This window comes from Variovorax sp. BGA-UO-ETr-C22, assembly GCF_059567965.1.
Genome location: NZ_JCAQPA010000011.1, coordinates 809982 through 833235, shown reverse-complemented (window position 1 = coordinate 833235; position 23254 = coordinate 809982). Strand labels below are relative to the sequence as shown.

The window sequence follows — 23254 nt, the reverse complement described above, 5'->3', positions numbered from 1 at the left end:
TGTAGCATCGCCCGCCGCCCGCTGGCAAACCCGCCGACCGCCGGCTTCAGCGCCTTCAGCGCGCTGTGGCGCCCCCGAGCCGGAACAGGAACACCGCGCCCTTGCCCGGCTGCGGCACGAGCCGGATGTCGCTGCCGTGCAGCTGCAGGATGCGCTGCACGATCATCAGCCCCAGCCCGCCGCCGCGCGCACCGCCATCGGCAAAGGCCGGCCGCGTGAACAGGCCCTTCTGCAGCTCGCCCGGAATGCCGGGGCCGGTGTCGCTCACCTGCACCGCCACGCCGGCGTCGGACGGGCGCAGGCGCACCTCGATCTCGCCGCCGGCCGGCGTGTGTCGGATGGCGTTGTCCAGCAGGTTGGTCAGCACGCGCTCGATCATGCCGAGGTCGGCCGACACCACGGGCAGGTTCGGCGCGATGTCGGGCTTGAGCTGCTGGCGCCGCGCCTCGGCCGCGAGTTCGAACTTCTGGAACACGTCCTGCACGAGGTCGGCCAGCGCGAAGTTCTCTTTCTCGGGCTTGACCACGCCGTACTCGAGCCGCGCCAGCTCGAACACCTCCTGCGCGAGCCGGCCCACCTTGCGGCTCTGGCCAAGCGCGATCTCCAGGTAGCGGCGGCGCTCTTCCTCGCTGAGCGTGCCGGCCTTGAGCAGCAGCGTCTCGAGGTAGCCGTGCAGCGAGGTGAGCGGCGTGCGCAGGTCGTGCGAGATGTTGGCGAAGAGCTCACGGCGCTGGCGGTCCTGCAGGCTCAGTTCGCGCCACTGCTCGGCAATGCGGCGCGTCATCTGCGCAAAGGCCTGCTGCAGCTGCGCGATCTCGTCGTCGGCGTGGCGCAGCGGCGCGGGCATGGGCGCTTCGCGCTCCAGCGCCGCGATGCCCTCGGCCTCGAAGCGGCGCACCGCCGCCGTCAGCTCGCGCAGCGGCCGGGTGATGAGGCGAAACGCCACCAGCCCGGCGATGAGCCCCAGCAGCGCCACCAAGGCCATCGACCACAGCGTGGTGCGCAGCACGGTGTCGGCGGAGAGGTTGGCGGCCAGCGCGTCGTGGTCTTCGCCCTGCAGCACCACGTACACATAGCCGGCGTCGCGCCCGCCCATGCGCAGCGGCGCAGCGCTGAAGACCTTGGTGCCATCGAGGCTGCGCGGATCGTCACCCGCGATGGGCAGCCGCTCGCCGGCCAGCAGCCTGCGGATGGGGCCGAGCGCCACCTTGTCGCGCTTGAGGTGGCCGGGCGGCGCGGCCTGGGCCTCGATGCGGCCGTCGGGCCCCAGCACGTAGACCTCGACACTGGGGTTGACGGCCATGAGCTTGTCGAACAGGTCTTTCACCGCCACCGGGTCGAGCCCGCCGGGCTTCATGAGCTCGGTGTTCTGCGCGATGTGGGCCGCGAGCCCCAGCGACAGCCGCTGAGTCACCTCCTGCGCGTGCTGCGCCCCGGCGCGCATCTGCAGCCACGCCGAGGCGCCGCAGCAGGCCAGCAGCAGCACTGCGAAGGCGATCGACAGCCGCCGCGACAGCGTGGCCCAGGCCATCATGGAAGGTCGTCCTTCGGTGCGGCGTCGTCCGCCGCGAGCTTGTAGCCACGCTCCCACACCGTGAGGATGCGCCGCGGCGCGGCCGGGTCGGCTTCGACCTTGGTGCGCAGCCGGTTGATGTGCGTGTTGACCGTGTGCTCGTAGCCGTCGTGCTGGTAGCCCCAGACCTGGTTGAGCAGGTCGAGGCGCGAGAACACCTTGCCGGGGTGGCGCGCAAAGAAATACAGCAGGTCGAACTCGCGCGGCGTGAGCTCGATCGGCTTGCCGTCGACGCGCACCTCGCGCGCCAGCGGCTCGATGTCGAGGTTGCCCAGCGTGAGGCTGCCCGACTCCAGCCGCGCGTTGCGCGCCAGCGCGTCGGTGCGCCGCAGCAGCGCCTTCACGCGCGCCACCAGCTCCAGCACCGAGAAGGGCTTGGCCAGGTAGTCGTCGGCGCCCAGCTCCAGCCCGAGGATGCGGTGCACCTCGCTCGAGCGTGCGCTCACGATGATGATGGGCGTGTAGCGCGCCATGGCGCGGGCGCGGCGGCAGATCTCGAGGCCGTCGATGCCGGGCAGCATGAGGTCGAGCACCAGCGCGTCCCACTGGCCGCGCTCCAGCGCGCGCAGGCCGGCGTTGCCGTCGGCGGCGTGCTCGACCGCGTAGCCCTCGTCGCGCAGGTGCATGCGCAGCAGCTCGGCAATGTGGGCGTCGTCCTCGACGATCAGCACGCGTTTGGCGGTGTCCATGGCCGCGATTGTCCCGCGAGACGCTCCTCGGAGTTATCACGAATCCTTGAACTTTGCGTGATGAATCGGCGAGAGGGTGCGCCCAACAATCCGGCCCATGCAGACACGCTCCGCTCCCGACCACCGACCGATCCACCCGCTGTGGATGCGCGTCACGCACTGGCTCAATGCGCTGGCCGTGCTGGTGCTGGTGACCAGCGGCTGGCGCATCTACAACGCGGCGCCCTTCCTTGCCTTTCGCTTTCCGGCCGCGATCACGCTGGGCGGCTGGCTCGGCGGCGCGCTGCAGTGGCACTTCGCGGCGATGTGGCTGCTGGTGTTCAACGGGGGGGTCTACCTGGTGCTGAACCTTGCCAGCGGGCGCTTCGCGCGCAAGTTCTTCCCGCTCACGCCGGCCGGCCTCTGGCGCGATGCGCGGGCCGCGCTCGGCGGCAGGCTCTCGCACGCCGACCCGCGCCACTACAACCATGTGCAAAAGCTCGCCTACCTGTTCGTGATCATCGACCTGGTCGCGATCGTGCTGTCGGGGCTGGTGCTGTGGAAGTCGGTGCAGTTTCCGCTGCTGCGCGAGCTGCTGGGCGGCTACGAAGCCGCGCGCCGCGTCCACTTCGTGGCGATGGCCGCCCTGGTGGCTTTCGTTGCCGTGCACCTCGTGATGGTGGCGCTCGTGCCCCGCACCCTGCTCACCATGCTGCGCGGTCGCGCGCCCCACACCCCATGAGCTTCCTTTTCAAACGCCCTCCCCTGACCGGTGTCGACGGCGACGCCGTGGTGCGCGAAGCCCGCGCCCTCATCGAGCGCCGGCTCGACGCGCCCTCGCGCCGCCTGTTCCTGCGCCGGTCGCTGACGCTGGGCGGCCTGTCGATGCTCACCGGCTGCAGCATCAGCGACGACAGCCACGTGGAAGCGGCGCTGGCGAAGGTCTCGCGCTTCAACGACGAGGTGCAGGGCTGGCTCTTCAGCCCGACGCGGCTGGCGCCGACCTACACCGAAGCCGAGATCACGCGCCCCTTTCCGTTCAACGCCTACTACGGCGAGGACGAGGTCCGTGAGGTCGACGAAGCCACCTACCGCCTCGAAGTGAGCGGCATGGTCGCCGACAAGCGCCGCTGGACGCTCGCTGAACTGCGCGCGCTGCCGCAAGAAGACCAGATCACGCGCCACATCTGCGTGGAAGGCTGGAGCGCCATCGGCAAATGGGGCGGCGTGCGCTTTGCCGATTTCCTGCGCCACGTCGGCGCGGACCTGAGCGCCAAGTACGTCGGCTTCCAGTGCGCGGACGACTACCACACCAGCATCGACATGCCGACCGCGCTGCATCCGCAGACGCTGCTGGCGCTGAGCTACGACGGCCAGCCGCTGCCGCCGAAGTACGGCTTCCCGATGAAGCTGCGCATGCCGACCAAGCTTGGCTACAAGAACCCGAAACACATCCAGGCGATGTACGTGACCAACACCTATCCCGGTGGCTACTGGGAAGACCAGGGCTACAACTGGTTCGGAGGGAGCTGAGGGGCTGCCGCAGCCGCTCGACTGCCGAAGAAAGCGCGAGGCCGAATTCCGACAGGGAACCAGGCCGATCTCGACAACAAAACCCAACCTCGACTCAGGAAGACCGACATGAACAAGCTCACCGCCACCCTCCTCGCCACCTGCATGGCCTTCGCCGGCGCCTCGGCCTTGGCCGCGGACGACATGGCCAAGGACGGCATGAAGAAGGACAGCATGGCCAAGGACGGGATGAAGAAAGACGCCATGGGCAAGGACGCCATGAAGAAGGACGGCATGACCAAAGATGGCATGAAGAAAGATGCCATGGGCAAGGACGAAATGAAGAAGGACGCGATGGGCAAGGACGAGATGAAGAAGTAAGCCTCTTTCTCTGCCCGGCCCGCCGCCATTGACGGTCGGCGGGATCGGGATCACTGTCCCTTTCCTGCGCTCCCTACGAAAGACCGCCATGAAATCCTTCGCCATCGCCGCCGGCACGCTCGCCGCCGCCGCTTTCGCCTGGCACGCGGCCCCCTCCTTCGCCGAGACCGCGCGCCGCGTGCCCGCGCCCACGGTCGACCTCACCACACCCGCAGGCGCCACCACCGCCACCGCCGTGTTCGCGGGCGGCTGCTTCTGGGGCGTACAGGGCGTGTTCCAGCGCGTCGAGGGCGTGAGCAATGCGCTCTCGGGCTACGCGGGCGGCGAGGCCCGCACCGCACGCTACAACGAGGTCGGTTCGGGCCGCACGGGCCATGCCGAGGCCGTGCGCATCAGCTACGACCCGCGCAAGGTCAGCTACGGCAAGCTGCTGCAAATTTATTTCTCGGTGGCGCACGACCCGACCCAACTCAACCGCCAGGGCCCCGACACCGGCCCGCAGTACCGCTCCACCGTGTTCGCCGAGAACGCCGACCAGGCCCGCATCGCCAACGCCTACATCGCCCAGCTGAACCAGGCCAAGACCTTCGGCAGCAAGCCGCTGGCAACCACGGTCGAGGTGTCCAAGCCCTTCTATGCGGCCGAGGACTACCACCAGGACTACCTCACGCTGCACCCGAACCAGCCCTACATCGCGATCAACGACCTGCCGAAGATCGACGACCTGAAGAAGCTGTTCCCCGAGAGCTACAAGGCCACGCCGTCGCTGGTACGCGCGACGAAGGCCAGCTGATCAGCGATTGACGACCAGCGCGTTGCAACGCGCGGTGACGACCTTGCAGTCCTTCGCGTGCGCGGAGCACTCCGCCATCGCTTCCGCCTGCGCCGCGCTTTGCAGCTTGTTGGCTTTCATCGACAGCACGTTGCGGCCCATCACGACCACGCCGCATCCTTCCTGCCAGGTCAGCGTCATGCTGCGGCAGCCGGTGGCGGTGCCGCCGTTGCCCACGCACTGGGCGATGGCGTTGTTTTCGGCATCGGCCTGGGTCGCCCGGTTGTCGACCCCGCCGAAGGCGCCCTTCGACTTGTCGATGACGTACGCGCCCCACTTGTACGAGAAAGTGGGGTCGGGCGGCGGCGGCGCCAGGTACTCGTCGGGGTCGCTGTAGCGGCCCGTGCCGCCGGGCATCACAGGCACGGTGTCCCGGGGCGGCGGCCGGCTGTTGTGGGGCCAGCCCGGCGCGTTCGGTGGCGGGCATCCCGGCTGGCCCGGTCCGCTGCAAGCGAACGCCTGGCCGGACAGCACGCAGGCCGCGCCGAGCAGGAAAAGATGTCGCAAGGAGATGCTCATCGCAGCGAATGTAGCCGCCGCCCGGACCGCACAGGAGTGCCCTAAGTCACGCCCTGCGCTCAACGAAACTCAAAGCAGTTTGGCCTGCTTCGCCTGCTCCGTCAGCTCCGCCCGGAAGTTCGGGTGCGCAATCGCGATCAGCTCCTGCGCCCGTTGCTTTGCCGACTTGCCGCGCAGCTGCGCCACGCCGTACTCGGTGACGACGTAGTTGATGTCGTTCTTGCTCGTGCTCACGTGCGTGCCGGGCGACAGCGAGGGCACGATGCGCGAGATGGTGTCGTCCTTGGCCATCGAAGGCAGCACGATGAAGGCCTTGCCGCCGCGCGAGCGGTTGGCCGCGCGCACGAAGTCCGACTGCCCGCCGGTGCCCGAATACGGCGCATGGCCCAGGCTCTCGGAGCCGCACTGGCCCAGCAGGTCGATCTGCATGGTGGCGTTGATGGCGATGAGGTTGTCGTTCAGCCCCGCCAGCGCCGGGTCGTTGGTGAAGTTCACCGGGTGCATCTCCAGCCCCGGGTTGCGGTCCATGAAGCGGTACAGCTTGCTCGACCCCAGCGCGAAGGTCGCGACCGACTTGCCCGGCAGGTAGTTCTTGCGGCGGTTGGTGACCGCGCCGCTTTCCACCAGCGTGAGGATGCCGTCGCCGATCATCTCGGTGTGGATGCCCAGGTCGCGCTTGCCCGTGAGCTGCATCACCACCGCGTCGGGAATGCCGCCGTAGCCGATCTGCAAGGTGGCGCCGTCGTCGATCAGGTCGGCCACGTGCTTGCCGATGGCTTCCTGCACCGGGCCGATCTTCGGCAGGCCGACTTCCATCACCGGCTCGCTGCTTTCCACCAGCGCCGCCACCTGCGAGATGTGCACGTGGCAGTTGCCGTGCGCATAAGGCACGTTCGGGTTCACCTCGAGCACGACCGCGCGGGCCTTCGCCACGGCGGCCATCGTGTAGTCGGGGCCCAGGCTCAGCGCGAAGTAGCCGTGCGCGTCCATCGGCGAGGCCATGCTGAACACCACGTCGGCCGCGATCTGCCCGCGCTCGATCTGCGCCGGGATCTCGGAGAAGTAGTTGGGAATGAAGTCGATCCAGCCGGCCTGCCCGCCGGCGCGCGTGGCGCCGCCGAAGAACAGCGCGACGTGGCGCACATGCTCGACCGTCTCGGGGTCGATGTAGGCGTACTTGCGCATCGCCAGGATCTGCGCCACCTTCACGTCGCGGAAATCGCGGCGCTGCTCGGACAGCGCCGTGAGCAGCGAGGGCGGCTCGCCGACGCCCGTGGGCACGATGATCATGTCGCCGTTGCGCACCTGGCGCACGGCATCGGCGGCGGACACGCGCTTTTGCGCGTACAGGGTCTGGGCAGTCATGGCTGCCACTATGCCTTCTTTTCGCCGCCGCCGAACTCGCGGTGTACCCAGTCGCGCAGCACGGCCGTCGCGGGGCGGGTGGCGGCGCGAGGGCTGTAGACCAGGTCGTAGCGGTAGCTTTCCACCGACAGTTCGAAGGGCTGCACCAAGAGGCCCGACGCCAGCTCGTCGGCCACGAGCGCCAGGCTCAGCAGGCCGACGCCCTGCCCCGCGACCGTGGCCTGCACCGCGTGGATCTCTTCGGTGAACGACAGGCCGGCCTGCGCATCGACGTCGGTGCGGCCCGCGCGCGCGAGCCAGGTGCGCCACACGGGCGCCAGCGTTTCGTCGCGCCCCGCGCGGCCCCATTCGAAATGGATCAGCGAGACGGCGCGCAGGTCTTTCTTGGCCGCGACCGCCAGCGCGGGGCTGCAGACCGGCGCGTAGTGATCCTGGAACAGCGGCTCCACGACCAGGTCGGCGTAGCGGCCGTTGCCGTAGCGGATCGCCGCATCGGCCTCGGTGTCGAGGTCGACGACCTGGTTGGTGGCGTCCAGCCGCAGCGTCCATTCGGGGTGCAGGTCGCGGAAGGTGCCCGCGCGCGGCGCCAGCCGCCGGGCCATGAAACCGACCGTGGACGACAGCGTGGCGATGCGCGTGCCCTTCAGGCGGCGCACACCGTCGACAGCGCGCTCGAAGCTGTCGAAGCCGTCGCGCAGCGCGGGAAACAGCTGGTGTCCGGCGGCCGTCAGGTGCACCTGCCGCGTGCCGCGTTCGAACAGCCGCACCTCGAGCGTTTCCTCGAGCTGCTTGATCTGGTGGCTGACGGCGGTGGGCGTGACGTGCAGTTCGTCGGCGGCGGCCTTGAAGCTCAGTCGGCGGGCCGCGGCCTCGAACACGCGCAATGCGCCCAGGGGAGGAAGTCTTCGCATGCGGACAGATTATCTCAACTCATCCATCGGCTGAAAAATCAGCCTTTGTCGGGCGCCCTCTTCATCCCTAAATTTCAGGTGTCGCGGGAAGAAACCACTTCCACGGCTGATCTGAAATTCACCATAGAAGGCACCTGTCATGCAACTCCAACCCAAGCAGATCCACACCCAACCCGACCCCTACGCCCCCTTCCTGCTGTCGCAGGCCATCCAGCTCGGCAACCTGGTCTTCGTGTCCGGCCAGGCCGCGATCGGCGACGACGGCGAGATCGTCGGAAAGGGCGACTTCGACCGCCAGGCCGAGCAGGCCTTCAAGAACCTCGACCGCGTGCTGCGGGCCGCCGGCACGGGCCTGGGCAGCGTGGTCAAGGTGACGATCTTCCTGACCTCCATGGCGAACTTCCCGAAGATCGTCGAGCTGCGCCGCCAGTGGTTCTCGGCGCCCTACCCGGCCGACACCATCGTCGAGGTCTCGGGCCTGTACTCGCCCGACGCGATGATCGAGATCGAGGCCATCGCCGTCGCGCCCGGAGACGCCCGATGAGCACGCCGCTGCTCGCGCCGGCGAAGCTGCACCGCCTGCAGCTGCCCAACCGGCTCGCCGTGGCGCCGATGACGCGCGTCAGCGCCTCGCCCGAGGGCCACGCCAACGGCACCATGGCCCGCTACTACGAGCGCTTTGCGCGGGGCGGCTTCGGCCTCGTCATCACCGAAGGCATCTACACCGATGCGGCGTATGCGCAAGGCTATGCCCGCCAGCCCGGCTTGATCGATGGCGAACAGGCCCGCGCGTGGCGCCCGGTCGTGAAGGCGATCCAGGACGCGGGCGGGCGTGCCATCGCGCAGCTCATGCATGCGGGCGCGCTGTCGCAGTTCAACCGCTTTCGCGACCACACGGCGGGGCCATCGGCCGTTCGTCCGCTGGGCACGCAGATGACGGCCTACCGCGGCGAAGGCGACTACCCGGTGCCCCGCGCGATGACCGATGCCGACATCGCCGAGGCCCTTCGCGGCTTCGCTCGGGCCGCGCTGCTGGCGATGGAAGTGGCGGGCTTCGACGGCGTGGAGATCCACGGCGCGAACGGCTACCTGCTCGACCAGTTCCTGAGCGGCCACACCAACACGCGCACCGACCGCTGGGGCGGCGCCCTCGCGCAGCGCGTGCAGCTCACGGTCGAGGTGGCGCGCGCCGTGCGGCAGATGCTGGGCGCGTCGGCGCCGGTCGGCGTGCGCATCTCGCAAGGCAAGGTCAACGACTTCGGCCACAAGTGGCCGGAAGCCGAAGCCGGCGCGGCGACGGTGTTCGGGGCCCTGGCGCACAGCGGCATCGACTACCTGCACGTCACCGAGTTCGAAGCCTGGCGACCGGCCTTCGGCGATGCGGGGCCGAGCCTGCTGCAGCTCGCGCGCCGCCACGCGCCCGGCCTTGCGATCGTCGCCAACGGCAGCCTGCACGACCCGGGGCGCGCCGAGGCGGCGCTCGCGGACGGCGCCGACTTCGTGGCACTGGGACGCGGCGCGCTGTCGAATCCCGACTGGCCGAAGCGGTTCAAGGAAGGCCGCGCGCTCGCCGCCTTCGACCCGGCGCTGCTGTCGCCCGTGGGGGACATCAAGCCGGCGGAGCAGCACCCCTAGATGATGTTCTTCTCGCGCAGCGGCCGGTTCTCGAGGATGCGTGCGAACGACAGCGGCGACAGGTCGAGGCTGCGGTAGCCGCCGAAGCGGATCAGCTCCGCGATGCCGCGCCCCGCCGCCGGGCACTGCTGCAACCCGTGGCCCGAGAAGCCGTTCGCAAAGTAGAGGTTGTCGCAGTCCGGGTGCAGGCCGAGGATCGCGTTGTGGTCGAACACGTTCATCTCGTAGTAGCCGGCCCAGGCGCCCGTCATGCGGACGGCTTCGAAGGCCGGGATGCGTTCGGCCAGCGCCGGCCAGATGAAATTCTCGAAGGCCTCGTGGTCGACTTCGAGCGGTGCATCGTCGGGGTCCCGGTCTTCGGGCGGCGCAAAACCGCAGATGAACTGGCGGCCTTCGGGCCGCAGCCAGATGCCGGAGATGTCGATGACCAGCGGGCAACCCGGCAAGGTGCTCGGGCATGAAAAGCTGAACACGCTGCGGCGTCGCCCGTGCACGGGCAGCGCGATGCCGGCCCACTGCGCGACCGGCGCCGCCCACGCGCCCGCCGCGTTGACGACGATGTCCGCCTGCAGCGCGTCGCCGCCGTCGATCTGCACGCCGGTGATGCGGCGGCCCTCGCGCTGCAGGCCCGTCGCCCGCGCCTGCACATAGCGCACGCCTTGCGACACCGCCTTCTTGCGAAAGGCCTGCAGCAGGCTGTAGCCGTCGTACCAGCCCTCGCCCGAGAGGCCGAGCGATGCGAGCGCGATGCCCTCGGTCGAGAGCCATGGAAAGCGCGCCTTCAGTTCATCGGGCGTCAACAGCGCCACGTTCACCGCATGCGCCTTCTGCGTCGCGTGGTTCTCTCGCAGCACCTCGACACCCGCCGGCGAGGCCAGGTACAGGTAGCCCGGCTCGACCAGGCCGATGTCCGGCACGTCGTCGCCCACGCGCAGCGTTTCGCCCAGCGCGCGAAAAAACTCGATGCCGTAGAGCGACATCTCGATGTTGATGGCGGTGGAAAACTGCTGGCGGATCGAGCTGGCCGACAGTGCCGACGAGGCCTGCCGGTACGAGAAGTCGCGCTCCACCACCGTGATGTCGAAGGCCTCGCCCGTCGGGTCGGCGCCCAGGAAGTACGCGATGGCCGAGCCGATGGCCCCGCCGCCGATGATCGCCACACGCCGCATGAGATGCCTTTCCGTGTCTTCGGTGTCCGGGCCCGGGCCGTTGCCCGGGCCGCGCACGCTCCCGCCAGAATAGCGCGATGAGAAAAGACATTCCCAACCTCGGCGCGTTGCAGGCCTTCGAGGCCTCGGCGCGCCTGGGGAGCTTCACCCGCGCGGCAACCGAGCTGGCGCTCACGCAAAGCGCGGTCGGGCGCCAGGTGGCGATGCTGGAGCAGCGCCTGGGCGTGCCGCTGTTCTCGCGCGTGCGCAAGCGGCTCACGCTCACCGACGTGGGCCGCGAGTACGCCGCGCGCATCCGCCGCCACCTCGACCAGATCCGCCGCGACACGCTGGAAATCAGTGCCGGCCATGAGATGGGCTTCGTGCTCGAACTGGCCGTGGTGCCGACCTTTGCCACGCAATGGCTCATTCCGCGGCTGCCCGATTTCAGCCGGCTGCACCCGAACATCACGGTGAACCTGTCGGCGCGCTCGCAGCCCTTCTCGTTCCAGGAAAACGCCTACGACGCGGCGATCTACTTCGGCGACCAGTTCTGGCCGAACACGCGCGGCGGGCTGATCTTTTCCGAAGGCGAGATGGTGCCCATCTGCAGCCCCGCGTTCCGCGACGCGCAGGCCCGGTGGGACGAGACCGGCTTCGAGCGCTGCCGCCACGTGCACCTGAGCACGCGCGCCCATGCGTGGCGCGACTGGTACGCGCAGCAGGAATGGGAGTACACGGTGCACGCCTCGCGCGGGCCGCGCTACGAGCTGTTCACCATGGTGGTGGCCGCCGCGGCGGCGGGCATGGGCGTGGGGCTGGCGCCGCGCATCCTGGTCGAGCAGGAACTGCGCACCGGCGAACTCGTGATCCCGGTGGACCGGCACCTGGACGTGCACCAGGGCTACTACTTCGCGTACCCCGAAGGCCGGCCGGCCTCCGGGGCGCTGGAGCACTTCAAACAGTGGGTGCTGGGGCTGACACCCGACTGAACCCGGTCAGACGGGGTTCGGGTTGCGTTCCTTGAAGCCCTGCTGGTGCCAGTACGGGTAGGTGCGCGTGGTCGCGCTGGCCGCATCGAGCTCGGCCACCTGCGCGGGCGTGAGGTTCCAGCCCACCGCGCCGAGGTTCTGGCGCAGCTGCGCCTCGTCGCGCGCGCCGACCACCACGCTGGACACCGTCGGGCGTTGCAGCAGCCAGTTGAGCGCGACCTGCGGCACCGTCTTGCCGACTTCGGCGCCCACTTTTTCGAGCGCCTCGACCACGCGGTACAGCAGCTCGTCGGGCACGGGCGGGCCCATGTCCGCCGTCACGTGCAGGCGGCTGTTGGCCGGCAGCGGCTGGCCGCGGCGGATCTTGCCCGTGAGCCGGCCCCAACCCAGCGGGCTCCAGACCACCGCGCCCACGCCCTGGTCTTGCGCCAGCGGCATCAGCTCCCACTCGTACTCGCGCCCGACCAGCGAGTAGTAGGCCTGGTGCGCCACGTAGCGCGCATAGCCGCGCTGCTCGGACACCGCCAACGACTTCATGAGGTGCCAGCCCGAGAAGTTCGACGCGCCCACATAGCGAAGCTTGCCCGCGCGCACGAGGTCGTCGAGCGTGGACAGCGTTTCCTCCACCGGCGTGCTGGCATCGAAACCGTGCAGCTGGAACAGGTCGATGTAGTCGGTGCCCAGCCGTTTCAGCGACGCATCGACCGCCTGCACGAGGTGATGGCGCGACGAGCCCACGTCGTTCGGCCCCTCGCCGCTGCGGAAGGTGGCCTTGGTCGAGATCAGCAGCCGGTCGCGCGGCCGGCCCTTGATCGCCTCGCCGAGCACCGATTCGGCGGCGCCGCCCGAGTAGATGTCGGCGCTGTCGAACATGTTCACGCCGGCGTCCATGCAGATGTCGATCAGCGTGCGCGCCTCGGCCACGTCGGTGCTGCCCCATGCGCTGAAAAACTCGCCCTTGCCACCGAAGGTGCCGGTGCCGAAGCTCAGCACGGGGACCTTGAGGCCTGATTTGCCCAGATGACGGTATTCCAAAGTTCTACTCCTTGAATCGAACGAACAGACGAACAAGATGAATGACGCGGCCATTGTTGGCCGCCGCGCAGAACCCCGTCGCGCGTCGGGCTTTGCAGCGCTTCGGCTCGCTACGATCGAACGATGCATATCTCGATCGAAAACCCGAACCAGCCCGACGTCATCCAGCTCATCGATGACCTCGATGCGTACCAGAAGCCGCTGTACCCGCCCGAGAGCCACTACGGCATCGACATTGCCGCACTGTCGGCCGCGCATGTGCTGTTCGCCGTCGCACGCGACGAGGCCGGCACGGCCATCGGCTGCGGCGCCGTCGTCATGAACCCCGGCTACGGCGAACTCAAGCGCATGTACGTGCGCCCGCAGAACCGCGGGCAAGGCGTCGCGGCGAAGGTGCTGGGCTTTCTCGAAGGCGAAGCGACGGCGCGCGGATGCGCGATGTTCCGGCTGGAGACGGGCGTGAGCCAGCCCGAGGCGCTGGCCTTCTATGCGCGTGCGGGGTATGCGCGGCGCGAGCGCTTTGGCGACTACCCGGACGATCCGTTGAGTGTGTTCATGCAGAAAACAACCGCGACAGCCGCACCCCCTCCCCCCTAAGATCGCCCCGGCTTCCGCCACCACGGTTCTCACCAACAAGGAACACCACATGCAGACAAGAGGGATTCTTCGCCGGCTCATGTTCACAGCGGGCTGCGCCCTGCTGCTGGGGTTGTCAGGTTGCGGCGGCGGAGGGGGTGGTGGGGGCGGCGGAGGCGGTGTGGCGATGCTGCCACTGCCACCGGTCGGCGGCACGCCGACACCGCCGCCCGCGGACACCGGGCGCGGCCGGGTGGTCAGCAGTTCGATGAAGTCGACCGCCACCGAAGCGACCTACCCGATGCAGGTCTACCTGCCAGCCGGCTACGACGGCGCCACGGCGAGCTACCCCACGGTCTACATCACCGACGGCGATGCGGTCTACAACCAGAGCGTGACGCGCTTCCAGAACTTCACCGACATCCTCGAGAAGGCCGGCAAGAAAGCCATCGTGGTCGGCATCGGCGGCACCTCGCGCCGCAACACCGACTACCTGATGCCGGGCGCCAAGGCGTACCACGAGTTCCTCGTCGCCCAGCTGGTGCCGCATGTCGAATCGAACTACCGGGCCAACCCGGCCAGGCGCATGCTCTCGGGCCTGTCGAACGGCGGCGTCTTCACGCTCATCGCCTTCTTCACCGAAGGCGCGGCGGGCACGTTCACCTTCCAGCATTTCTTCGCGTCCGATCCGCCTGCCGCCGGCGCGCGCGGCCAGCTCGATCCGCTCGAAAGCCAGATGTACGCCAACAGCAGCACCCGCGACATTCCCGTGACCCTGCTGCTGGGCTATGCCATCAGCAACGTCGGCGGCCCGGAGATCACCGCGCTGCGCGACCAGATCGCCGCGCGCAGCTACAAGGGGCTGCAGCTGGGCCTGAAGGGCTACGAAGGCGGCCACACGCAGATGGACTTGCCGTCATTCCAAGACATCGTCGCGCGGTTCATCGATTGAGGCGCGGGGTGCGGGCTCAGGGTTTTTCCTGATCCTGCACCTGTCGAATCGCAGCGGGCTCATCCGACGTCATCACAGAGGGTCGTCCTCTGTACTTCATCAGGAGAAAGCAACCATGGCCACCAACACCGTCCGCCTGCACCGCGTGCTGCGCACCACCCCCGACAAGCTCTACCGAGCCTTCGTGGAGCCCGGCGCCTTCGAGCGCTGGCTGCCGCCCTTCGGCTTCACCGGCAAGGTCCACACCATGGAGCCGGTGGTGGGCGGCGCGTGGCGCATGTCCTTCACCAACTTCGGCACCGGCCACGGCCACTCGTTCGGCGGCAAGTACCTGGAACTCGTGCCCGGCCAGCGCATTGCCTACGACGCGAGCTTCGACGACCCCCACCTGCCGGGCACGATGAAGACCACCGTGACCCTGACCGCGGTGTCCTGCGGCACGGACATGTCCGTCGTGCAGGAAGGCATCCCCGACGTGATTCCCGTCGAGATGTGCTACCTGGGCTGGCAGGAATCGCTGGTCGCGCTGGCGCAGCTGGTCGAGCCGAACATCCCGGGTTGAGGATCGGCTTCAGGCACGCCGTGCTTCGCAGCCGGCGAAGCCCTTGAGCCCGGCCAGCTCATCGAGGATCGGACACTCCGGGCGCTCGTCGCCTTCGCAGCAGTGGGCCAGGCGCTCCAGCAGGCGCTTCATGTGCGCGAGCTCTTCGATCCGCTGGGCCAGGTCGTCGGCGCGTTCGAGCGCAACGCGCTTCACGTCGAAGCTTGCGCGGCGCCCGTCTTGCCACAAGGCGTGCAGCTCGATGACTTCCGGCGTGTCGAAACCCAGCGTGTGCGCGCGTCGCACGAAGCGCAGTGTCGACACCGCGCGTTCGTCGTAGCGGCCGCCGTGCGCCGTGTCGTCGAGCAACCCGAGCGATTCGCAATCGCTCAGCAGCCGCGCGGACGCACCGGAGCGCGCAACGACATCGGCAAGGGACAAGCGCGCAGCAGCATCAGCCGGCGCCGTGGGATGTTCCATGGGGTTCTCCTTCGAGCCAAAGCGCGAAGTCTCAACCTTCACACCATGAGAGAGTCAAACGCAAACAGCGCATGACCTTGGCACGCCAGGGGTCAGGCGTTCGACGCGCTTGACCTTCACACGATGCCAAGCTTGACACTGCGAGTCACTCTTTTGAAAGGACTCACCCCATGCAAGCGTTTGAAATCCAGTCGATGACCTGTGGCAGTTGCGCCGGCCGCATCACCCGCGCCATCAAAGACCTGGACCCGCAGGCCAGGCTCGAAGTGGACGTGAAGCAAAGAACGGTGCGCATCGACACCACCGAAGACCGCCCCTCGCTGGTGGCGGCGTTGACGGAAGCCGGCTACCCGCCGAGTCCTTCCGCCAACTGAGCGCGTGGCGCGAACCGGCTTGCCCGGTTCGCCGCAAAGCCTTGCCTTACTTGAATATCCGCACGATCGCGTCGTCGAACGCGAGCACGTCCGTGCCCACGTGCGTGGAATTGAACTCCGTGTCGATGAGCTGCAACCCCACGTAGCCCCGTTCGGACATCCGCTTGTACATCGCCTTCACCGGCACTTCGTTGCAGCCGCTGGCGCAGTGCGCCAGGATCAGCGTGACGGGCAGCGGCCGGCCTGCGAGTGCGTCGAACATCTTCTTTTCGAGCGCATTGTTCTCGGCCTCCTGCTGCCAGAAGGCCGCCTCGATGGAAATGAAGTACGAGAACACGAGGTTGTCGGGTGCCTCCAGGAACAGCGCCGTGGCTGCGAGGTTGCCGCTGGTCGACAGGCCCGTGAGCATGCGTTTCTTAGTGTCGGCGCGGTACTTCGATTCGATGAACGGCACCAGGTCCTTCGTGAGGAAGGTGTGGTACGCGTTGGCGCCCGGAAAGTTGTAGTCCTCCTGCCGACGCGCGGTGTTCCCGATGCCCACGAGGATGGCCTTGGTGCCGCGCTTGAGCAGCACGTTCTTGAGGTTCGTGAACCGCGTGTCGGGCAGGCCGTTGGTCGCGTCGCCGTCGAAGGCGTAGATGATCGGCACGGCATCGCTGCTGCTGTCGTAGGCCGCAGGAATGAAGACCTCGATCGGGTAGCGCACGTTGTTGACGCTCGACGTCACGGTGTCCGACACCACCCGGCCATTGGCCGAAGGCGCCGGCTGCACGGGCGCCGTGCCCGTCGGCGGCAGGATCAACGGCACACCGCCCCCGCCACCTCCTCCACCCCCACCGCCGCCGCAGGCGGACAGGGCCGCCATCAACGCAAAGCCGCCCATCACCGCGCACGCGCGGCGAAGCCATTCCTGTCTCATTTTTTGGTTCCTCGTTCCCCGGTGCCAATCGCACCGCTCGGGATACTCAGGGCTGGCCTGAAGGCCGTCAATGTCGCCATGCAACCCGGCCCTCGCCGTTAATTCGTTCGTTTCCAAAGCGCCCGATCCCCCGCCCGTGGGGATGAAACGACAGCATCAGGGAAATCCCTGAAGACCGCGCCCCAACGGCCCGGAACACGCCGCCCCACAAGGGAAACACGCCCCTTCCGCCCCTCGCCAAAGCCCCTCACGGCTGGCCCGCTACTTGCGATATCGCTCGGGAATGACAGAAAATTTTCATAACTGACATATATTTGTAAACCGATTTACATCACTCGCACCCTTCCCGGTGCATCGCCCGCCCCATGAGCACCAACGTCGACACCCCAGGCACCACCGTGGCCCAGCGCATTGCGCAGGCGCTGCCTCGGCTGACGCGTTCGCACCGGCAGGTGGCCGACTTCGTGCTCGGGCATCCGCTGCAGGTCGCGACGCTGCCCATCGACGAGCTCGCCGCCGCGGCCGGCGTGTCGGTCGCCACGGCCAACCGTTTTGCGCGCGCGCTCGACTTCGACGGCTACGCCGCCTTTCGCGCCGAGCTCGTGCGCGGCTTCGAGCCGCTGGTGGCGCCGGTCGAGCGGCTGCGCGGCAACCTGGAGCACCCGACCACGGTGGCCGAGGTGTTCGCCACCGCGCTCGACGAGAGCCGCCGCAACATCGAAGCCACGCGCCAGTCGTTGGACTACGCCGCCTGCGAGGCCGCGGTGCAGCGCATCCTGAAGGCGCGCTCGATCTACATCGGCGGCTTCGGCGCCAGCGCCTGGCTCGCGGGGCTGCTGCAGCACGGGCTCGATGGTTCCTGCAGCGACGTGCGCATGCTCTCCAGCGTGAGCGGCGTCACGCACTCGGCGCGCACGCTGATGCATGCGGGGCCGCAGGACCTGTTCATCGGCCTGACCTTTCCGCGCTACCTCACCGACACGGTGGCGCTGGCGCAGATCGCGCGCGGCCAGGGCTGCGCGGTGCTCGCGCTGACCGACCGCCCCAGCTCGCCCATCGCGCCGCTGGCCGACGTGGTGCTGTACGGCCAGACCGAAACCAGCTACCGCCCCAACTGCGAGACCAGCGTGCTCGCCCTGATCGAGGCACTGACCAGCGCCGTCGCCCTGCGCGCGCCCGGCGCGGCGCAGTCGGCCGGCCGCATCCTGCAGGCGGTGCGCCCGTGGCTGCACGGCGGGCTGGGCCAGGGCCATGCGCGCGGCGAAGTCTCCATGCCCTCCCTCCCCGCTGCCGTCGCTTCCGACGCCGGCAAGAAAAAGAAGAAAGCTTCCCGATGAAGAACGTCACGCCCGTCATCGCCATCCACGGCGGCGCCGGCACCATCAGCGCCTCGACGACCAACCCCGAGCAGGCGCAGGCCTACCACGACGCGCTGCAGGCCATCGTGCGCGCCGCGCAGGCCGCGCTGCGCAAAGGCATGTCCGCGCTCGACGCCACCTGCCTGGCGGTCGAGATGCTCGAAGACTGCCCGCTCTTCAACGCCGGCTACGGCGCCGTGTTCACCCACGAAGAAACGCACGAGCTCGACGCCGCCGTGATGGACGGCGCCACGCTCGCGGCCGGCGCCATTGCCGGCGTGAGCCACGTGCGCCGCCCGGTGCGCGCCGCGCGCGCCGTGCTCGAAGACGGCGCCCACGTGCTGCTGGCCGGCGCGGGCGCCGAGGCCTTCGCGCGCGACCGCGGGCTGGAGATGGTCGAGCCCTTCTTCTTCTCGACCGACGCGCGCCGCCAGCAGCTGTACCGCGTGCGCGACACCGGCCGCGTGGTCACCGACCACGAAGGCGCCGCCATGACCAAGCCGCCGCTGGACGAAGACAAGAAGTTCGGCACCGTCGGCGCCGTGGCGCTCGACATCCACGGCCATCTGGCCGCCGCCACCTCGACCGGCGGCATGACCAACAAGCGCGTGGGCCGCGTCGGCGACACGCCGCTCATCGGCTCCGGCACCTACGCCGACGACCGCACGGCCGCCATCTCCTGCACCGGCAGCGGCGAAATGTTCATCCGCGTCGCGGCCGCCTACGACATCTGCGCGCGCATGGCCTACGGCGGCGCCACGCTCGAAGCGGCCACGCATGCCGTGGTGCACCAGTCGCTGCCCGCCATCGGCGGCACCGGCGGCCTGATCGCCATCGACCGCCACGGCAACCTGAGCCTGGCCTTCAACACCGAAGGCATGTACCGCGGCCACGCGCGCGGCGATGAAGCCCCGGTCACCGCCATCTTCGCCTGACGCCCTGCCCCTTTTTTCCTCGCATCCGCCATGTCCTCCCCTGCCCTGAACCTGCCCGACGGCCGCGTCCTCGCCGTCGACGACCTCACCGTGCGCTTCTCGACCTCCGAGCGCACGGTCGATGCCGTCAAGAAGCTGTCCTTCCACGTCGACCACGGCGAAACGCTCGCGGTGGTGGGTGAATCGGGGTCGGGCAAGTCGGTCACCTCGCTCGCGCTGATGCGGCTGGTGGAGCACGGCGGCGGCCGCATCCTCGGCGGCAGCATGGCCTTCCGCCGGCGCAACGGCGAGGTGCTCGACCTGGCGCAGGCACGCGACAGCACGATGCGCGGCATCCGCGGTGCGGACATCGCGATGATCTTCCAGGAGCCGATGACCTCGCTGAACCCGGTGTTCACCGCCGGCGACCAGATCGCCGAGGCCATCCGCATCCACCAGGGCAAGAGCAATGCGGCGGCGCGCGCCGAGGCGCTGCGCATGCTCGAACTCGTGCGCATCCCCGAAGCGCGCAACGTGCTCGACCGCTTTCCGCACCAGCTGTCGGGCGGCATGCGCCAGCGCGTGATGATCGCGATGGCGCTGTCGTGCAAGCCGCAGCTGCTGATCGCCGACGAGCCCACCACCGCGCTCGACGTGACGATCCAGGCGCAGATCCTGCAGCTCATCCGCGAGCTGCAGAAAGAGATGCGCATGGGCGTGCTCTTCATCACGCACGACATGGGCGTGGTGGCCGAAATCGCCGATCGCGTGCTCGTGATGTACCGCGGCGACAAGGTCGAAGCGGGCAGCTCCGACACCGTGTTCGCCTCGCCGCAGCACCCCTACACCCGGGCGCTGCTGTCGGCCGTGCCCAAGCTCGGCGCGATGCAGGGCACCGACCTGCCGGCCAAGTTCGAGCTCCTTCGTACCGAGTCCGGCACCGAAGACAGCACCGAGACCGTGCCCTGCACCGACACCACGCCGCAGACCACCGTGCGCGAAGACGCCGGCCCGATCCTGCGCGTGCGCGACCTCGTGACGCGCTTCGACGTGCGCAGCGGCATCTTCGGCCGCGTGAAGCGCCGCGTGCATGCGGTGGAAAAGATCAGCTTCGACCTGTACCCCGGCGAGACGCTGGCGCTGGTGGGCGAGTCGGGCTGCGGCAAGTCGACCACCGGCCGCTCGCTGCTGCGCCTGGTCGAGAGCCAGAGCGGCGCGATCGAGTTCGGCGGCAAGAACATCCGCGAGCTGCCCACGCGCGAGCTGCAGGCGCTGCGCCGCAACATCCAGTTCATCTTCCAGGACCCGTTCGCGTCGCTCGACCCACGCGTGACGGTGGGCTTCTCGATCATGGAGCCGCTGCTCATCCACGGCATCGCCAAGGGTGCCGAGGCGCAGCAGCGCGTCGACTGGCTGCTGCAGAAGGTCGGCCTGCCGCCCGAGGTGGCACAGCGCTATCCGCACGAGTTCTCGGGCGGCCAGCGCCAGCGCATCGCGATCGCCCGTGCGCTCGCGCTGAACCCGAAGGTGGTGGTGGCCGACGAATCGGTGTCGGCGCTGGACGTGTCCATCCAGGCGCAGATCGTCAACCTCATGCTCGACCTGCAGCGCGAGCTGGGCGTGGCGTTCCTGTTCATCTCGCACGACATGGCCGTGGTCGAGCGCATCAGCCACCGCGTGGCCGTGATGTACCTGGGCCAGATCGTCGAGATCGGCCCGCGCCGCGCCGTGTTCGAGGCGCCGCAACATCCCTACACGCGCAAGCTGATGGCGGCCGTGCCGGTGGCCGACCCGTCGCGCCGCCACAAGCCGCGCGCGCTGCTCGAAGGCGAGATTCCCAGCCCGATCCGCGCCGTGGGCGACGAGCCCGAGGTGCCGCCGCTGGTGCAGGTCGCGCCCGGCCATTTCGTGGCACGGCACGCCATTGGCGGCGCCTTCTGATTCCGAACCGTTTTTTCACCCGCAGGCCCCCTGCATTTTTTCCACGAACCGACTGGAGTTCTTCCATGAAGCAATCTTCTTCCTCCCTGCGCTGGGCATCCGCACTGCTGGGCCTGGCCGCGCTCGCCGCCTCGGGCTCGGCACTGGCTGCCAAAGACGTGGTGCTGGCCATCGGCTACCAGCCGGAAACGCTGGACCCGTACAACACCAACACGACCATCACCACGGCCGTGACCAAGACCTTCTATGAAGGCCTGTTCCAGTTCGACAAGGACCTGAAGGTGCAGAACGTGCTCGCCGAGAGCTACGACGTGTCCAAGGACGGCCTGGTCTACACCATCAAGCTGCGCAGCGGCGTCAAGTTCCACGACGGCACCGACTTCAACGCCGAAGCCGTGAAGGTCACGCTCGACCGCGTGCTGAACCAGGACAACAAGCTGCTGCGCTACAACCAGTTCAACCGCGTGGGCAAGGTCGAGGCCGTGAACCCGACCACCGTGCGCATCACGCTGAAGGAGCCCTTCGGCCCCTTCATCAACTCGCTGGCCCACGCCTCGGCCGCCATGATCTCGCCCACCGCGCTGAAGAAGTGGGGCAACAAGGACATCGCCTTCCACCCCGTGGGTACCGGCCCCTTCGAGTTCGTCGAGTGGAAGCAGACCGACGCCGTGAAGGCCAAGAAGTTCGACGGCTACTGGAAGAAGGGCTTCCCGAAGGTCGACAACCTGCAATGGAAGCCGGTGCTCGAGAACAACACGCGCGCTGCGATGCTGCAGACCGGCGAAGCCGACTTTGCCTTCCCCATTCCCTACGAGCAGGCCGAGCTGCTGAAGAAGAGCGACAAGCTCGAAGTGGTGGCCTCGCCCTCGATCATCACGCGCTTCCTGGCTTTCAACATGCTGCAAAAGCCGTATGACAACCCGAAGGTGCGCGAAGCCATCGGCTACGCCATCAACAAGGAAGCGCTGTCGAAGGTGGCCTTCGGCGGCTATGCCTTCCCCGCGCAGGGCGTGATGCCCCAGGGCGTGAAGTTCGCCGAGAAGATGGCGCCCATTCCCTACGACGTGAAGAAGGCAAAGCAGCTGCTGACCGAGGCCGGCTACCCCAACGGCTTCGAGTCGGTGCTGTGGAGCGCCTACAACAACACGACCAGCCAGAAGACGATCCAGTTCGTGCAGCAGCAGCTCGCACAGGTGGGCATCAAGCTGCAGGTGCAGGCGCTCGAAGTGGGCCAGCGCACCGAGCAGGTCGATGCATGGCCCGATCCGAAGACGGCCAAGGTCCGCATGTACTACACGGGCTGGTCGTCGTCGACCGGTGAAGCCGATTGGGGCCTGCGTCCGCTGTTCGCCTCCGAGTCGTGGGCGCCCAAGCTCAACAACATGTCGTTCTACAAGAGCGACGTGGTCGACGCCGCGATCGCCAAGGCGCTCGTGACGGTGGACGACAAGGAAAAGGCCGCGCTGTACAAGACCGCGCAGGAAGAGATCCGCAAGGACCTGCCGCGCGTGCCGCTGGTCACCGAGCAGAACCTGTCGGCGCACGCCAAGCGCCTGTCGGGTGTGTTCGTGATGCCCGACGCCAATATCAACATCGACGCCATGTCGGTGTCGAACTGATCGCGGCTCCTTCGTTTTCCTGACTGACTGTCCGGCGGGCGGTGGCACCGTGCCATCGCCCGTTCGCGACAACCGTATCCCATGCTGAATTACTTCCTCAAACGACTGTTGGGCCTGATCCCCACGCTGCTCATCGTGGCAGTGCTGGTGTTCCTGTTCGTCCACATGCTCCCCGGCGACCCGGCGCGCCTTGCCGCCGGCCAGGATGCCGACGAGCAGACCGTGGCCATGGTGCGCTCGGAGCTCGGGCTGGACAAGCCGCTGCCCCAGCAGTTCGTGAGCTTCTTCACCCACATGGTGCAAGGCGACTTCGGCACCTCGATCCGCACGCGGCGGCCGGTGTCGACGGAGATTGCCGAGCGCTTCTTCCCGACGGTGATGCTGACCATCACCAGCATGGTGTGGGCGGTGATCTTCGGCATGGGGATCGGCATCGTGTCGGCGGTGTACCGCAACAAATGGCCCGACCGCATCGGCATGACGCTGGCGGTGTCGGGCATCTCATTCCCCGCATTTGCATTGGGCATGCTGCTCATGCAGATCTTCTCGGTCCAGCTGGGCTGGCTGCCCACGGTGGGCGCCGCGACCTGGCAGCACTACATCCTGCCCTCGATCACGCTGGGCGCGGCCGTCGCGGCCGTGATGGCACGCTTCACACGCGCCTCGTTCGTCGAAGTGATCCAGGAAGACTTCGTGCGCACCGCGCGCGCCAAGGGCGTGCACGAAACCAGCGTGGTGTTCAAGCACACGCTGCGCAATGCGCTGATTCCGGTGGTCACGATGATGGGCCTGCAGTTCGGCTTCCTGCTGGGCGGCTCCATTCTTGTGGAGGCAGTGTTCAACTGGCCCGGCCTGGGCCGCCTGCTGGTCGATGCCGTGCAGATGCGCGACTACCCCGTCATCCAGACGCTGGTGCTGCTGTTCTCGCTCGAATTCATCCTGATCAACCTCGTGGTCGATGTGCTGTACGGCTACATCAACCCGACCATCCGCTACAAGTGAGCACGCA

General features: G+C 68.2%; 25 protein-coding genes. 16 read left to right on the top strand and 9 right to left on the bottom strand.

The window, feature by feature from the left end:
- Window positions 1-55 precede the first annotated feature (55 nt).
- Entirely contained in the window at window positions 56-1534 is a 1479-nt protein-coding gene (locus AC57B8_RS23810; RefSeq protein ID WP_496480938.1) for a sensor histidine kinase, read from the bottom strand.
- Window positions 1531-2262, bottom strand: coding sequence for a response regulator transcription factor (locus AC57B8_RS23805; protein ID WP_496480937.1), 732 nt, complete (start codon window positions 2260-2262; stop codon window positions 1531-1533). Before AC57B8_RS23805 ends, AC57B8_RS23810 begins: the two co-directional genes overlap by 4 nt.
- Window positions 2263-2359: 97 nt before the next feature.
- Here AC57B8_RS23805 and AC57B8_RS23800 point away from each other — a divergent pair, with 97 nt between their 5' ends.
- The 4 genes from AC57B8_RS23800 to msrA all read left to right on the top strand — a co-directional run bounded on the left by AC57B8_RS23800 (window position 2360) and on the right by msrA (window position 4927).
- The gene (locus AC57B8_RS23800; RefSeq protein ID WP_496480936.1) at window positions 2360-2983 is read left to right on the top strand and encodes a cytochrome b/b6 domain-containing protein; all 624 of its coding nucleotides are present in this window, start codon (window positions 2360-2362) and stop codon (window positions 2981-2983) included.
- Window positions 2980-3774, top strand: a complete 795-nt coding sequence (locus AC57B8_RS23795) for a molybdopterin-dependent oxidoreductase (protein WP_496480935.1) — start codon at window positions 2980-2982, stop codon at window positions 3772-3774. Before AC57B8_RS23800 ends, AC57B8_RS23795 begins: the two co-directional genes overlap by 4 nt.
- A 108-nt stretch (window positions 3775-3882) precedes the next feature.
- Window positions 3883-4134 (top strand): pentapeptide MXKDX repeat protein, encoded by a 252-nt coding sequence (locus tag AC57B8_RS23790; protein WP_139705927.1) that lies wholly within the window; start codon window positions 3883-3885, stop codon window positions 4132-4134.
- Between the two features lie 88 nt (window positions 4135-4222).
- On the top strand, window positions 4223-4927 hold the full coding sequence (gene msrA / locus AC57B8_RS23785; protein ID WP_496480934.1) for a peptide-methionine (S)-S-oxide reductase MsrA: 705 nt from the start codon (window positions 4223-4225) through the stop codon (window positions 4925-4927).
- Here msrA and AC57B8_RS23780 read toward each other — a convergent pair whose 3' ends face one another.
- The 3 genes from AC57B8_RS23780 to AC57B8_RS23770 form a co-directional block, all read right to left on the bottom strand.
- Window positions 4928-5485 (bottom strand): DUF4189 domain-containing protein, encoded by a 558-nt coding sequence (locus AC57B8_RS23780; protein WP_496480933.1) that lies wholly within the window; start codon window positions 5483-5485, stop codon window positions 4928-4930.
- Window positions 5486-5554: 69 nt separating this feature from the next.
- Window positions 5555-6850: an acetyl-CoA hydrolase/transferase family protein gene (locus AC57B8_RS23775; protein ID WP_496480932.1), complete on the bottom strand. Its 1296-nt coding sequence runs from the start codon at window positions 6848-6850 to the stop codon at window positions 5555-5557.
- 8 nt (window positions 6851-6858) lie between these two features.
- Window positions 6859-7761, bottom strand: coding sequence for a LysR substrate-binding domain-containing protein (locus AC57B8_RS23770; RefSeq protein ID WP_496480931.1), 903 nt, complete (start codon window positions 7759-7761; stop codon window positions 6859-6861).
- Between the two features lie 139 nt (window positions 7762-7900).
- Here AC57B8_RS23770 and AC57B8_RS23765 point away from each other — a divergent pair, with 139 nt between their 5' ends.
- Both AC57B8_RS23765 and AC57B8_RS23760 read left to right on the top strand, forming a co-directional pair.
- Window positions 7901-8305: a RidA family protein gene (locus AC57B8_RS23765; RefSeq protein WP_095745474.1), complete on the top strand. Its 405-nt coding sequence runs from the start codon at window positions 7901-7903 to the stop codon at window positions 8303-8305.
- Window positions 8302-9396, top strand: coding sequence for an oxidoreductase (locus tag AC57B8_RS23760; RefSeq protein ID WP_496480930.1), 1095 nt, complete (start codon window positions 8302-8304; stop codon window positions 9394-9396). Before AC57B8_RS23765 ends, AC57B8_RS23760 begins: the two co-directional genes overlap by 4 nt.
- Here AC57B8_RS23760 and AC57B8_RS23755 read toward each other — a convergent pair.
- The gene (locus tag AC57B8_RS23755) at window positions 9393-10565 is read right to left on the bottom strand and encodes an NAD(P)/FAD-dependent oxidoreductase (RefSeq protein ID WP_496480929.1); all 1173 of its coding nucleotides are present in this window, start codon (window positions 10563-10565) and stop codon (window positions 9393-9395) included. The genes AC57B8_RS23760 and AC57B8_RS23755 overlap by 4 nt on opposite strands.
- 77 nt (window positions 10566-10642) lie before the next feature.
- Here AC57B8_RS23755 and AC57B8_RS23750 point away from each other — a divergent pair, with 77 nt between their 5' ends.
- Window positions 10643-11536, top strand: a complete 894-nt coding sequence (locus AC57B8_RS23750) for a LysR substrate-binding domain-containing protein (protein WP_496480928.1) — start codon at window positions 10643-10645, stop codon at window positions 11534-11536.
- A 6-nt stretch (window positions 11537-11542) separates the two neighbouring features.
- Here the strand turns inward: AC57B8_RS23750 and AC57B8_RS23745 are convergent, their stop codons facing one another.
- Window positions 11543-12571 carry an aldo/keto reductase gene (locus tag AC57B8_RS23745; protein WP_070060858.1) on the bottom strand — a complete coding sequence of 343 codons (1029 nt, stop codon included), beginning with the start codon at window positions 12569-12571 and terminating at the stop codon, window positions 11543-11545.
- A gap of 123 nt (window positions 12572-12694) precedes the next feature.
- Here AC57B8_RS23745 and AC57B8_RS23740 point away from each other — a divergent pair, with 123 nt between their 5' ends.
- The 3 genes from AC57B8_RS23740 (at window position 12695) to AC57B8_RS23730 (ending at window position 14661) form a co-directional block, all read left to right on the top strand.
- Window positions 12695-13168: a GNAT family N-acetyltransferase gene (locus tag AC57B8_RS23740; protein ID WP_496480927.1), complete on the top strand. Its 474-nt coding sequence runs from the start codon at window positions 12695-12697 to the stop codon at window positions 13166-13168.
- A 166-nt stretch (window positions 13169-13334) separates the two neighbouring features.
- The gene (locus tag AC57B8_RS23735) at window positions 13335-14099 is read left to right on the top strand and encodes an alpha/beta hydrolase (protein ID WP_496480926.1); all 765 of its coding nucleotides are present in this window, start codon (window positions 13335-13337) and stop codon (window positions 14097-14099) included.
- Between the two features lie 115 nt (window positions 14100-14214).
- Window positions 14215-14661, top strand: coding sequence for an SRPBCC family protein (locus AC57B8_RS23730; protein WP_496480925.1), 447 nt, complete (start codon window positions 14215-14217; stop codon window positions 14659-14661).
- Window positions 14662-14670: 9 nt separating this feature from the next.
- On the opposite strand, the gene AC57B8_RS23725 is transcribed toward AC57B8_RS23730, so the two are convergent.
- Window positions 14671-15120, bottom strand: coding sequence for a MerR family DNA-binding protein (locus tag AC57B8_RS23725; RefSeq protein ID WP_496480924.1), 450 nt, complete (start codon window positions 15118-15120; stop codon window positions 14671-14673).
- 170 nt (window positions 15121-15290) lie between these two features.
- Between AC57B8_RS23725 and AC57B8_RS23720 the strand changes: the two genes are divergently transcribed.
- Complete coding sequence (locus tag AC57B8_RS23720; protein WP_062472532.1) at window positions 15291-15494, top strand: heavy-metal-associated domain-containing protein; 204 nt, start codon at window positions 15291-15293, stop codon at window positions 15492-15494.
- A gap of 46 nt (window positions 15495-15540) precedes the next feature.
- Here AC57B8_RS23720 and AC57B8_RS23715 read toward each other — a convergent pair whose 3' ends face one another.
- A complete protein-coding gene (locus tag AC57B8_RS23715) occupies window positions 15541-16413 on the bottom strand; it encodes an alpha/beta hydrolase (RefSeq protein WP_496480923.1) in 873 nt (290 codons plus the stop codon).
- A gap of 365 nt (window positions 16414-16778) precedes the next feature.
- On the opposite strand from AC57B8_RS23715, the gene AC57B8_RS23710 reads away from it, so the two are divergent.
- The 5 genes from AC57B8_RS23710 to gsiC all read left to right on the top strand — a co-directional run bounded on the left by AC57B8_RS23710 (window position 16779) and on the right by gsiC (window position 23247).
- Window positions 16779-17750: a MurR/RpiR family transcriptional regulator gene (locus AC57B8_RS23710; protein ID WP_062472523.1), complete on the top strand. Its 972-nt coding sequence runs from the start codon at window positions 16779-16781 to the stop codon at window positions 17748-17750.
- Window positions 17747-18706 (top strand): isoaspartyl peptidase/L-asparaginase family protein, encoded by a 960-nt coding sequence (locus AC57B8_RS23705; protein ID WP_095950155.1) that lies wholly within the window; start codon window positions 17747-17749, stop codon window positions 18704-18706. The genes AC57B8_RS23710 and AC57B8_RS23705 overlap by 4 nt, the downstream gene beginning before the upstream one ends.
- A 30-nt stretch (window positions 18707-18736) precedes the next feature.
- Window positions 18737-20626: a dipeptide ABC transporter ATP-binding protein gene (locus AC57B8_RS23700; RefSeq protein ID WP_095950156.1), complete on the top strand. Its 1890-nt coding sequence runs from the start codon at window positions 18737-18739 to the stop codon at window positions 20624-20626.
- 65 nt (window positions 20627-20691) lie between these two features.
- On the top strand, window positions 20692-22245 hold the full coding sequence (gsiB, locus tag AC57B8_RS23695) for a glutathione ABC transporter substrate-binding protein GsiB (protein ID WP_095950157.1): 1554 nt from the start codon (window positions 20692-20694) through the stop codon (window positions 22243-22245).
- A gap of 81 nt (window positions 22246-22326) precedes the next feature.
- Window positions 22327-23247: a glutathione ABC transporter permease GsiC gene (gene gsiC / locus AC57B8_RS23690; protein WP_095950158.1), complete on the top strand. Its 921-nt coding sequence runs from the start codon at window positions 22327-22329 to the stop codon at window positions 23245-23247.
- Window positions 23248-23254 lie beyond the last annotated feature (7 nt).